This is a genomic window from Geobacillus sp. LEMMY01, assembly GCF_002042905.1.
Lineage (GTDB): Bacteria > Bacillota > Bacilli > Bacillales > Anoxybacillaceae > Geobacillus > Geobacillus proteiniphilus.
The window spans coordinates 39,043-50,040 of sequence record NZ_MVKA01000026.1; the positions used below are offsets into that span (position 1 = coordinate 39,043).

Consider the following 10,998-nt stretch of genomic DNA (forward strand, 5'->3'; position numbering starts at 1 on the left):
GATTTCCCTCTCGGCCGCTTTTTTTATAAACTGAGAAGGAAAGGATTTGGATCATCACTCAACTAGGAAGACTTACACTTTCATAAAGATGAGCGCACATGGGGAGAGCGTTGTTGACAGTTTGCTGGTAGAAGATGGTTTGCTTCCATCGAGCTAACGAGAAGAAGGGAGGAAGAGGCATGTGCGGGCGGTTTACATTAACTGTCGATTTGTTGGCGTTGCAGGAGCAGTTTCACTTCCGTTATCAAGGCCCGCTCGCGCCCCGGTTCAACATCGCCCCGAGCCAGGAGGTGTTGACGGTCATTGTGGAAGAAGGGGAGCGAATCGGCAAAATGATGCGCTGGGGGCTTGTGCCGTTTTGGGCAAAAGATGCCCGCATCGGCGCCAAGATGATCAACGCCCGGGCGGAAACAGTCGATGAAAAGGCGAGTTTTCGCCATGCGTTCAAGCGGCGGCGTTGTTTGATTTTAGCCGATGGATTTTTCGAATGGAAAAAGGAAGGAACGAAAAAAGTGCCGTACCGGTTTACCCTCAAAACGGGCGAGCCGTTTGCCTTTGCTGGACTGTGGGAGCGCTGGGACGGGCCGAGCGGGCCGCTTGAGACGTGCGCGATCGTCACGACGAGGGCGAACGAGCTCATCGCCCCCATCCACGATCGGATGCCGGTCATGTTGCCTCCCGAGCGGCATGACGACTGGCTTGATCCGCGTTTGGACGACAGCGAGTACTTGAAATCGTTATTGTCGCCGTATCCGAGCGGCGAGATGCGCATGTACGAAGTGGCGCCGCTGGTCAACTCGCCGAAAAACGACGTGATCGCCTGCATCAAGCCGGTCGACAGCCGGTCAATGGAGGGAACGTGATGCATCCTGTCATCTTATTTGATGGCGATTGCCTGTTTTGCCATGCGAGCGCGCACTGGATCGCCGCCCGCGACCGCCAGGCGGTGTTCCGCTTTGCGGCGCAACAGAGCATCGTTGGCCAAGCGTTGCTGGCAAAGCAGGAGATGTCAGCAGAAGACAGTGTCGTCCTCATCGAGAACGGGTGCTGTTATGTAAAATCTGACGCTGTCCTGCGCATCGGCCGGCGTCTAGCTTGGCCGTGGAATTGGCTGACAGCGGCTGGATTTCTCGTTCCACGGCTGTTGCGCGATCATATGTATGACGCGATTGCCAATCGTCGGCATCGTCTCGCTCCGAAGCGCGATCATTGTCAGCTGCCGCCGCTTGAGCTGCGATCCCGTTTTCTTGATGAATTGCCGCGGTGAAGAAGGAAAATACGCCCGTTTGTCGTATTGAAAAGGGAAAGAAACGAGGGAGGGGAAATGTGCATGACAAACGGAACAACACGGTGGCTTGATGAATGCACGCCTCGGGCGCTTGAGCGTTTTGCCGATGAATTGATCGCTATGGCCGAGCAAAGGGAGGATGAGGCTCGGCGCCGGTTTTACGAAGGGATGGCGGTGGCGGCGAAACTCATCGCGCTCCGTTGGGAAGGAAAATGTGCCTATATTGATGATCATTTGCTTGATAATGTATACGAGGCGTTGGCTGTCTTCTCATTGGAAAAACTTGAGGAAACGCTGGCCATGGAGGTAGAAGAGGCGCATGGCGGCGGCCGCTGCTCGTTTTGTCTCAAAGAAAAACCAAGGCTGGCCAAAGGTCCGCTGGCGGCGATTTGCGACGATTGCCTGCAGTTTGGGTTGCAAGTGATCGCCAAGCAGCCATAATCGAGGCGGCGGTCATCGTGAAGGCGATGGCCGTCGTTTTTCCGCATAGCGGATAAGCGGGTAGGACAAGGCGAGCAACACGGCGATAAAGGCGATGACGCCGCTCCAATGAAAATGCGCCCAGACGTAGCCGCCGGCTGTTCCGGCAAGGCTTGATCCTAAATAATAGAAAAGAAGATACAAGGACGACGCCTGCGCTTTATAGACGTGCGTCCGCTCGCCGATCCAGGCGCTGGCGATCGAATGGCAACCGAAAAAGCCGAACGTAAACAGCGCCAAGCCGGCGATTTTCACGAACACGGACGGGGCGAGCGTGGCGAGCGCCCCGAGCGCCGTCAAGGCGACCGACAGGCGCAGGGTGCGCGCATGGCCGTATATATCGGCTTGACGCCCCATATAGACAGAACTGAAGCTGCCAAACACATAAACGATAAACAAAAAGCCGAGCACGGATTGGCGGAATGAATACGGCGGCTCGCTCAGCAAAAAGCCGATGTAATTGTACATCGTCACAAACCCGCCCATAAACAAAAAACCAAGGACGATCAGCGCCGCAAGCGGCTTGTCGCGAAGGTGAACGGCGTACGCCCGCCATACCGTTTCGCTGCTCCGTCGTTTGGTCGCTTGTCTTGGGGCAGGTAGAAGGACGGTGAAGGCGAGGCAAAGCGCCAATGATAGAAGGCCGATGATGGCAAGCGCCGAACGCCAGGAAAAGAGATCGGTCAGTACGCCCGTCAATATCCGTCCAGCCATGCCGCCGATCGATGTGCCGCTAATATAGAGCCCCATCGCCTTGCCGATGCTTGCTGGGTGGAATTCTTCGGCGACATACGCCATCGCCAACGAAGGGATGCCGGCTGCCGTGATGCCAACGAGCGTGCGCGCCGCAAGCAGCATCGGAAAATTCGGGCTGAACGCCATCGCGATCGCCAACAGCGACGTCAGCCACATCGAGGCGATCATCACCCGTTTTTTGCCGATTCGGTCCGATAAGTTGGCAGCGATCAGCATCATGACGGCGAGCGTGCCGGTCGATGCTGATACGGTTAAACTCGCCGCCGCGGCAGAAATGTGAAACTGTTTGGCGAAAATCGGCAACAGCGGCTGGGGCGTATATAGGACGGCAAACGTCACAAAGCCGCCAAAAAAGAGCGATATGCTTGCTTTAAGGTATTTGTTGCTTCCTTTTTCGATGTGCGTCAATGTTGGTCGCCTCTTTTTTGACTTTTACGGGATTGCCTATTTCTACTATACTCCTTTTTTGCCTATATCGTCTACAGACAGTGATGATTCGCGCCTGCGGTTTGGCTGATGAATGATGTGGCGCCCATTCGGTGCAAGCGCGGTTGGCGTTGAGTTGAACCGCTCATTTTCTTGCGTCGAACGTTATGCTATATACATTGATGATGGGAAGGCGCGGCAGGGAACGCCAAACGTTTCATGAACGCTCCATAAAGACCGCTCCATCGGGCATCGTGGTTCGTTCTCGAAGCCTGATTCTCCCATGGCCAACATGTGTAAAAGATGGAGCGTCAAAGGGGACGGAGGCCAAAAGAAGCGAGGAGGAAGGAGAATGATTCCGATCGTAACAGCTGATGAAATGTACGCCATCGACCGGGAAGTGACGGAGCGGATCGGCATTAGCGCTGATTCATTGATGGAAAACGCCGGGCAGGCGCTGTTTTCAGCGCTGAAAGAACGAATTCCACGCGCCGCTAACGTGGCGGTGCTTGCCGGGACGGGCAACAACGGCGGGGATGGGTTTGTCGTTGCCCGCATGTTGAAAAGCTACGGCTACGAAACCGATGTATGGCTCGTTCCACCAAAGGAAAAGGTGAAAGGAGCAGCGCGCACGGCGCTTGAGGTGTACGAGCGGTCCGGGTATTCGTGGATTCCGTATGAAGGGAATGAACGAGAGTTTGCGATGCGTGCGCCGCACTACGACGTGATCATTGATGCGCTCCTTGGCATCGGCGTGAAAGGTGAGGTTCGTTCTCCGTATCAAGAAATCATTGAACAAGTGAACCGCTCGCGGGCTGTTGTGTATGCAATCGATGTGCCAAGCGGGGTGCCGGCGGATGGCGGTGATGTCGCCGCGGCCGTTCGCGCGGATATGACGCTCACCATTCAATGTCCAAAGCTTGGGGCGTATACCTTCCCCGTTGTCGATTATTACGGAGAAATGGTTGTCGTTGATATCGGCATTCCGCCGCTGGCGGTCAAAGCGAATGCAGACCATCGGTTCGTGTGGGAACGAAGCGATGTCATACGAACGATGCCAAAGCGGAAGCGGTTCTCTCATAAAGGAACGTACGGCAAACTGCTTGTTGTCGGCGGGTCACAGGCGATGGCCGGAGCGGTGACGCTCGCCGCCAAAGCGGCGCTGCGAAGCGGGGCCGGACTTGTGACCATGGCGGTTCCGGAAACGGTGTACGAGGCGGTCGCCAACCGGGTGCCCGAGGCGATGTGTAGGCCGTGGCCGGCTGATGACGGCGCATTTGCCGGTGCGACCGATTGGGATGGGCTGGATGTCGATGCGCTCGCCGTTGGTCCAGGCATGGGGCGAACGGAAGGGGTGCGCCGCCTGGTCAGCGAACTTGTGCGCCGTCCGGTGCCGCTTGTCCTCGATGCCGATGCCCTATTTTTCTGGGATGATTACGCCGAACAGGTGCGCGTCCGAAGCGCGCCGACGGTGATCACCCCGCATCCGGGGGAAATGGCGCGCATCGTCCATCGCTCCATTCGCGAGGTGGAGCACGACCGCTTTGGGGTATCCAAGCGGTTGGCGATGGAATATGGCGTGTATGTCGTGTTGAAAGGGCCGTATACGATTGTTACGGGGCCGGATGGATCGCAATATGTCAACACGACCGGCAACCCGGCTTTGGCGAAAGGCGGCAGCGGTGACGTGTTGACGGGCATCGTGGCGGCGTTTTTGCTGCAGCACGAGGCGGTGCAGCCGGCGGTGAGCAATGCTGTTTTCGTGCATGGAAAGGCTGCTGATTGGCTTGTTCAACACGGTCATTCGCCCTGGGATGTATTGGCGTCGGACGTTGTGGATGCCTTGCCGGCTGTGCTCGCTTCGCTGACATGATCAGCCGATCCATTGAAAGGGGCACTGACTAGAGAAGGGAGATGGGAATCGTGCGGCAATTCGTTTGGCTCGAAACCGAAGAAGAAGTGAGAAGCGCCTTTCCGGTCATGCGCGAGCTGCGCACCCATTTGGATGAAGAAACGTATGTTGCGCTTGTGCGTGAAGCGCAAGAAAAAGAAGGGTATAAGCTTGCGGCGTTATATGATCAGGACAAAATGGTTGCCGTTGTCGGATTCATGCCGATGATTACGCTCTATAACGGTCGCTTTATTTGGGTGTGCGATTTGGTTACCGCTTCGAGCGAACGTTCGAAAGGGTATGGAAAAGCGTTGCTGTCGCATGTGCACGAATGGGCGAAGGAGCACGGCTACGGGATTGTCTCGCTGTCATCCGGCCTCCAGCGGGTTGACGCCCATCGCTTCTATGAGGAAAAAATGGAATATCAAAAAGTGAGTTACGTGTTTTTGAAACGCTTATCGATTTGAATTCAACGGCGTCCGTTCAGCGGGCGCTTTTCATTTTGTGGTAGAAAGTTGTTCCACTTTTCATTATAATAAAAAATATATAACTCGTATTTTGGAATTGATATTCTGATATTCGGAACAGAGGGGCAATGGTGAATAAAACGGTCTTAAAAACAAAAGAACTGCTTGATTTGTTTCTCGATTGCGAACGGTTGACGCTGCCGGAAATGGTCGAGCGGCTTCGGATGCCCAAAACGTCGGTGTACCGGATGGCACAGTCGCTTGTTGTCCTTGGTTTTTTGCAAAAACGAGGCGATCACTATGAGCTCGGTTTAGCCTTCTTGACGTTTGGCGCGCTCGTCGCCGAGCGGCTCGATATTCGCCGGGCGGCGCTGCCAGTGATGAAGCGGCTGAAAGAGGAGACGAACGAAGCGGTCAATTTAGTCATCCGCGACGGCGATGAGGCGCTGTATATTGAAAAAGTCGAAACGTCCGAGCCGGTGCGCGTCTATACGAAAGTTGGGCGGCGCGCTCCGCTGTACGCCGGTGCGTGTCCGCGCGTGTTGCTCGCGTTTATGGACAAGGCGGATCGGGAACGTTATTTAGAACAAGTCGAGCTTGTCAAAATCGCCAAACATACGGTGACCGACAAAGAAGCGTTGCGCCGGTTGTTGGAAGAAGACCGGGACCGCGGCTATACGGTCAGCTATTCTGAGCTGGAAAACTATTCGGCCGCCGTTGCTGTGCCGATTTTCAACCATGAAGGCGCGGCGGTTGCCGGGCTGAGCGTTGCCGGGCCGGAACAACGCTTTTCGTCGGATGATGTGGCGCGCATCGTTCCGCTTCTGAAGAAGGCGGCGATGGACATTTCGCGCGAACTCGGCTTTCGAGGGAAGGGATGATGGTGGAGTATACGTTGTTTCCGCTATGCGAATATGCGGTGACGGTTCGGTTCGCGGACTGCATTGATGAGGCGGTGAACGAGGTCGTCCATGGGACGGCAGCCCGTCTTGAGGCAGAGAAAAAAGAAGGCATCGAGGAGATCGTGCCGGCGTTTTCGTCGCTCACCATCTACTATGATCCATTGGTGATCGATTACATCGGCATAGGCGCATGGCTAAGGAAAAACATCAGGCGGTCTGAACAAGCGGCGCGGCGTTTGGCGCGTACGGTCGTCATTCCCGTCTGTTACGGCGGCGAATTCGGTCCGGATTTGTCGGATGTCGCCCGCTTTCATGGGATGACGGAAAACGAGGTGGTGACGCTTCATTCGACCGGACGCTACCGAGTTTATATGATCGGCTTTTCTCCTGGATTTGCCTATTTAGGAGGGCTGTCGCCGCGCTTGGCGACGCCAAGGCGGCCGGTGCCGCGCACAAAAGTGCCAGCCGGTTCGGTCGGCATCGCCGGCGGACAGACGGGCGTCTACCCGCTTGCCACGCCGGGCGGCTGGCAGTTGATTGGCCGGACGCCGCTGAAGCTGTTTGACCCGCGCCGGGCTGAGCCGAGTTTGCTTGCCGCTGGCGACATCGTCGAGTTTCAGCCCATTGACGCCAAGGAATTTGCACGTTGGAGAGAGGAACATGATTGACGTCATCGAGAGCGGATTTTTTACAACCGTCCAAGATAGCGGACGCACCGGTTACCGGCATGCCGGTGTGCCAATGAGCGGAGCCATGGACGCATGGGCATATCGTCTTGCCAATGCGCTTGTCGGCAACAGCGGTGATGAAGCAGTGCTGGAAGTGACGATGGCCGGACCGACGCTTCGGTTTCGCGTTGAGGTCGTCGTTGCGGTATGCGGGGGCGATTTCCCGTGCGCGCTCAATGGGCGGCCGATTTCCCTTTGGAAACCGGAGACCGTCAAACCGGGGGATGTGCTCGAAGTGGGAGTGTGTCGGACGGGGTTTCGGGCGTATATCGCGGTATCAGGCGGCATCGATGTGCCGCCCGTGATGGGCAGCCGCTCCACGTATGTTCCAGCGCAGCTTGGCGGTTTGGCGGGGCGGCCGTTGCGCCGCGGAGATGTGCTTCCGGTCGGCGCTGCGCACCCGTTCACTGCGGTTCGCTCGATCCGCTGGGGGCTTTCGCGTCTAGCCGCTTCCTATATTCACGGGAAAACGAAAACGGTGCGCGCGGTTCCCGGTCCGGAGTATGATGAATTTACGCCGGCGAGCCGCTGCCAGTTTTTCGCCGCCCGTTATGAAGTGACGCCGCAGTCCGACCGAACCGGCTATCGGCTTTCTGGACCAGCGTTGGCGCTTGTACGCGAGCGGGAGATGGTCTCGGAAGCGGTCGTTTTCGGTACGGTGCAGGTCCCGGCATCCGGCCGACCGATTGTATTGATGGCCGACAGCCAAACATCGGGCGGCTATCCGCGCATCGCCCAAGTTGCGGCGGTCGATTTGCCGATTTTGGCGCAGGCTCGCCCGGGCGATTGTCTTCAATTTCAGTTGGTTACTTCGGAGGAAGCAACGCGGCTTTATAAGGAACAACATCATCGATTGATTCGTTGGGTTGCCGCCATTCGCCGTCAATGGGAGGGAGAACGGTGAGGACGATTGATTTGAATTGCGATTTCGGCGAAAGCTTTGGGGTGTATAGGATTGGGCAGGAAGAAATCTTATCGTATGTGACCTCTGTCAACATCGCCTGCGGGTTTCACGCCGGCGACCCGCTCGTCATGCGGCGGACGGTGCAGCTTGCGATTCGTCATGGCGTTGCCATCGGCGCCCATCCGGGGTTTCCGGACTTGTTTGGCTTCGGACGGCGCGCCATGGCCGTTTCGCCAGAGGAAGTATACGCCTATGTAGTCTACCAAATCGGCGCGCTGGCTGCGTTTGTGAAGGCGGAAGGCGGCGTGATGACGCATGTGAAGCCGCACGGCGCCTTGTACAATATGGCGGCGAAAGACGCGGCGCTGGCCGAAGCGATCGCCAAAGCGGTGCATGATGTCGATCCGATGCTTGTCTTATACGGCTTGTCGGGAAGCGAACTCATCCGCGCCGGCCGCGCCTGCGGCTTGCGGACGGCGAGCGAAGTGTTCGCCGACCGGACGTATCAGACGGATGGTTCGCTCACCCCAAGAAGCGATCCGCGCGCTATCATCGCGGATGAAGACGAAGCGGTCAAGCAAGTGCTCATGATGATCCGCGACCGGCGCGTTCGCTCGGTGCAAGGGACGGACGTGGCGATTGAAGCCGACACCGTCTGTCTCCATGGCGACAATGAACAAGCGGTGCGATTTGCCAAGCGGCTCTATCAAGCCTTGCAAAACGAAGGAATCGCCATTCAGGCGGTGCAACGGGAGGAGAGACGATGAAGAAAGAAAGCAGAATCAGTGTGTTGGCCGGGGCTGTATGCTTGTCGCTGCTTACAAGCGGGACATTGTCGGCGACTACCGCCACCCGCTTTGGCTCACCGTGTTTGGCGCCATTGTCGTCGTTTTGATGGAGTATATGGGCGTCATACCGCTATGCAGCAACTGCCGCAACTATTCTGCTAAAATAAAGCGTCCTAAGCAGGAGTTGTTTAGGACGCTTTTTGCATGTTGAGTCGTCTTGCCCACTGCCGCTTGGTGGCGCAGTGGTAAGAGTGAGTTGGTCTCTTGAAGGACGGTAATATAAAAAAGAAGCTTAAAACCGACTTTTCTCGATATTGGAAAACATTGCAAAATAAACCCTTCTTTTCTAACCAAAACGAACGGATTTAGCGAAAATAATCGTTTTTCACCGGCCTTCTTGAGTAAAGAGAGTGTCCGAAGCCTCTTCTTTTGACAGACTTAATGAAATCGTCATTCATGACAGTCACTTGTTCGAATGGTTACAATAAAAGTAAGATGACGGAACGAGAAAGGAGAATAAAGAGAAATGCATTATGCAATTCCAACGGTGGTTGTCAGCGAATGCCTCGGCTTTTCTGCCTGTCGGTATAACGGCGATATCATTCACAATTCGTTTGTCTCTCGTTTAGGGGAGTTTGCTCGGCTTGTGCCTGTATGCCCAGAAGTGGCCATTGGGCTTGGGGTTCCGCGGGAAACGGTCCGACTTGTGAAACGCGGCGAGGAAAGGCGGCTTGTGCAGTCGTCGACGAACCGAGATTGGACGAGGGAAATGAATGAATTTGCCACCTCCTTTTTCGGCCAAGTCGGAGAAGTCGATGGATTCATTTTAAAGGGGCGCTCCCCGACGTGCGGCATCAAAGATGTGAGAGTGTATGACGACGAGGAAAGCGGCATGGTGGTTGAGAAGGGAGTCGGACTGTTCGCCGAGCATGTTTTCCGACGCTTCCCTAATGCCGCCATTGAGGAAGAAGGGCGCTTGACGAATGCGGCCATTCGCGAACACTTTTTGACAAAGTTGTTTTCGCTCGCCTTATTCCGCGAAGTGAAAGCGGAGGGGTCCATGAAAGCGCTTGTGCAATTCCACTCTGAGCATAAATATTTATTTATGGCGTACAGCCAAAAGTGGTTGAAGCAGCTTGGCCGCTTGGTGGCGAATCGCGAACGCCTACTGGTTGAACAGGTGCTTGAGGCATATGAACAAGGATTGCACGCGTTATTTGCCCGCGCTCCACAGCGCCGCTCCCATGTGAACGTTTGCCAACATTTGATGGGCTATTTCAAAAAAGGGATGTCGGAGAAAGAAAAGCAATATGTTTTGGAACTGCTGGCGCAATACCGGGCGCAACAACTGCCGCTCAGCAGTGTGACAAGCGTCTTGAAATCATGGGCCATTCGCGAAGAAAACGATTATTTGTTGCAACAGCGGTACTTCGCCCCGTACCCGCCTGCTCTCTTAGATGTCCGCGATTCGGGCAAAGGACGAGAAACGGCGGTGTAAGCGATCGCCCATTCGAAGAAACCAAAAGCCAAAGGGCGATTCGGTTGGCCCTTTGGCTTTAACAAGATGCAGAACGAAGGGCGAAAGACTATCGTTCGCAGGCGATCCCATCTTTATCTCGATCCAATCGTTTGTTGGCATCGTATAGTGCTTTCGATACATAAGGCTTATATCTCGTTTTTCCTCCCTCTAGAAATGTTGATCTATCAAGGCTTTTCGGCCTCTCAGGGGTGTCCAAAAAATATTTTTCGACAAAATCCCTTACATCCTTTTTCAGTTTTGTGGATATCTTACAGACCTAGGGTGCGCTTCGCGGCCACGGCTGGTTATATTTTCCTGCCACGGGGGGAAGCATATTCGATGCACCCTTTGGATCTCCGCGTCGCTGATGAGGACGAACCCTCCCATGTCTCCGGGCGTCTTCGCGCCAACATTCCCTCGTTCGGTCTCGTCATCAGGCGGAGGCCGGCCAAGCTCCTTTAGGGACTCAAGGTCGAATGGATGAAATCACGCCAGCTTCTCCGGTGTCATCTCGTTGTCCAACGATTCTTCCGTTCGCAGGGGGGAGGCCTTAGGCCGCCCGTTGCACCTGGGACAAGACGTCCTGTTTCATTCGCTCCGCGTCAAACGCTTGTTTCTTCGTACAAATCGCAAACAGCACATTCAACAGCTTCCGGCACAAGGCGACGATGGACTGCTTTCCGGTCAGCGGATTGACGGATCGGGTCGTATAATACTCATGCAGCTCGCGAAACGCCTCGTTATGCCGAAACAGATGAATCACCAACCGAAACAGCACTGATCGCAGCCGTTTCCGTCACCGCTTGGAGATTTTATATTTCCCTTTGCGATGGCCGGAAGAGTTCTCCT

General features: G+C 55.4%; 12 protein-coding genes and 2 pseudogenes. 11 read left to right on the top strand and 3 right to left on the bottom strand.

Annotated features, from left to right (window positions below):
• Positions 1–179: 179 nt before the first annotated feature.
• From B1A75_RS12975 to B1A75_RS12985, 3 genes are all read left to right on the top strand, one after another.
• Positions 180–863: an SOS response-associated peptidase gene (locus tag B1A75_RS12975; protein ID WP_074043435.1), complete on the top strand. Its 684-nt coding sequence runs from the start codon at positions 180–182 to the stop codon at positions 861–863.
• On the top strand, positions 863–1,267 hold the full coding sequence (locus B1A75_RS12980) for a thiol-disulfide oxidoreductase DCC family protein (protein ID WP_074043434.1): 405 nt from the start codon (positions 863–865) through the stop codon (positions 1,265–1,267). The genes B1A75_RS12975 and B1A75_RS12980 overlap by 1 nt, the downstream gene beginning before the upstream one ends.
• A gap of 63 nt (positions 1,268–1,330) precedes the next feature.
• Positions 1,331–1,729, top strand: a complete 399-nt coding sequence (locus B1A75_RS12985; protein WP_074043433.1) for a hypothetical protein — start codon at positions 1,331–1,333, stop codon at positions 1,727–1,729.
• Between the two features lie 12 nt (positions 1,730–1,741).
• Here the strand turns inward: B1A75_RS12985 and B1A75_RS12990 are convergent, their stop codons facing one another.
• Positions 1,742–2,932, bottom strand: a complete 1,191-nt coding sequence (locus B1A75_RS12990; RefSeq protein ID WP_074043432.1) for an MFS transporter — start codon at positions 2,930–2,932, stop codon at positions 1,742–1,744.
• A 370-nt stretch (positions 2,933–3,302) separates the two neighbouring features.
• Between B1A75_RS12990 and B1A75_RS12995 the strand changes: the two genes are divergently transcribed.
• From B1A75_RS12995 to B1A75_RS13025, 8 genes and pseudogenes are all read left to right on the top strand, one after another.
• Positions 3,303–4,823, top strand: coding sequence for a bifunctional ADP-dependent NAD(P)H-hydrate dehydratase/NAD(P)H-hydrate epimerase (locus B1A75_RS12995; protein WP_074043431.1), 1,521 nt, complete (start codon positions 3,303–3,305; stop codon positions 4,821–4,823).
• A gap of 41 nt (positions 4,824–4,864) precedes the next feature.
• Complete coding sequence (locus B1A75_RS13000; protein WP_074043430.1) at positions 4,865–5,308, top strand: GNAT family N-acetyltransferase; 444 nt, start codon at positions 4,865–4,867, stop codon at positions 5,306–5,308.
• 131 nt (positions 5,309–5,439) lie between these two features.
• The gene (locus B1A75_RS13005) at positions 5,440–6,189 is read left to right on the top strand and encodes an IclR family transcriptional regulator (protein WP_074043481.1); all 750 of its coding nucleotides are present in this window, start codon (positions 5,440–5,442) and stop codon (positions 6,187–6,189) included.
• On the top strand, positions 6,186–6,878 hold the full coding sequence (gene pxpB / locus B1A75_RS13010) for a 5-oxoprolinase subunit PxpB (protein WP_074043429.1): 693 nt from the start codon (positions 6,186–6,188) through the stop codon (positions 6,876–6,878). Before B1A75_RS13005 ends, pxpB begins: the two co-directional genes overlap by 4 nt.
• Positions 6,871–7,842 (top strand): 5-oxoprolinase subunit C family protein, encoded by a 972-nt coding sequence (locus B1A75_RS13015; protein WP_079936342.1) that lies wholly within the window; start codon positions 6,871–6,873, stop codon positions 7,840–7,842. Before pxpB ends, B1A75_RS13015 begins: the two co-directional genes overlap by 8 nt.
• A complete protein-coding gene (locus B1A75_RS13020) occupies positions 7,839–8,609 on the top strand; it encodes a 5-oxoprolinase subunit PxpA (protein WP_074044811.1) in 771 nt (256 codons plus the stop codon). Before B1A75_RS13015 ends, B1A75_RS13020 begins: the two co-directional genes overlap by 4 nt.
• A gap of 31 nt (positions 8,610–8,640) precedes the next feature.
• Positions 8,641–8,792: pseudogene (locus tag B1A75_RS20785) on the top strand (hypothetical protein); the annotation flags it as partial.
• A 364-nt stretch (positions 8,793–9,156) separates the two neighbouring features.
• Positions 9,157–10,128 carry a YbgA family protein gene (locus B1A75_RS13025; RefSeq protein WP_074044812.1) on the top strand — a complete coding sequence of 324 codons (972 nt, stop codon included), beginning with the start codon at positions 9,157–9,159 and terminating at the stop codon, positions 10,126–10,128.
• 88 nt (positions 10,129–10,216) lie between these two features.
• Here the strand turns inward: B1A75_RS13025 and B1A75_RS20790 are convergent, their stop codons facing one another.
• Complete coding sequence (locus tag B1A75_RS20790; protein ID WP_079936343.1) at positions 10,217–10,417, bottom strand: excalibur calcium-binding domain-containing protein; 201 nt, start codon at positions 10,415–10,417, stop codon at positions 10,217–10,219.
• A 282-nt stretch (positions 10,418–10,699) separates the two neighbouring features.
• A pseudogene (locus tag B1A75_RS13035) lies at positions 10,700–10,998 on the bottom strand (transposase); the annotation flags it as partial.

Excerpts from the sequence above, each read along its gene's own strand:
- B1A75_RS12975 (WP_074043435.1), top strand. The coding sequence starts at position 180 with ATGTGCGGGCGGTTTACATTAACTGTCGATTTGTTGGCGTTGCAGGAG.
- B1A75_RS12980 (WP_074043434.1), top strand. The coding sequence starts at position 863 with ATGCATCCTGTCATCTTATTTGATGGCGATTGCCTGTTTTGCCATGCG.
- B1A75_RS12985 (WP_074043433.1), top strand. The coding sequence starts at position 1,331 with ATGACAAACGGAACAACACGGTGGCTTGATGAATGCACGCCTCGGGCG.
- B1A75_RS12995 (WP_074043431.1), top strand. The coding sequence starts at position 3,303 with ATGATTCCGATCGTAACAGCTGATGAAATGTACGCCATCGACCGGGAA.
- B1A75_RS13000 (WP_074043430.1), top strand. The coding sequence starts at position 4,865 with ATGGGAATCGTGCGGCAATTCGTTTGGCTCGAAACCGAAGAAGAAGTG.
- pxpB (WP_074043429.1), top strand. The coding sequence starts at position 6,186 with ATGATGGTGGAGTATACGTTGTTTCCGCTATGCGAATATGCGGTGACG.
- B1A75_RS13015 (WP_079936342.1), top strand. The coding sequence starts at position 6,871 with ATGATTGACGTCATCGAGAGCGGATTTTTTACAACCGTCCAAGATAGC.
- B1A75_RS13025 (WP_074044812.1), top strand. The coding sequence starts at position 9,157 with ATGCATTATGCAATTCCAACGGTGGTTGTCAGCGAATGCCTCGGCTTT.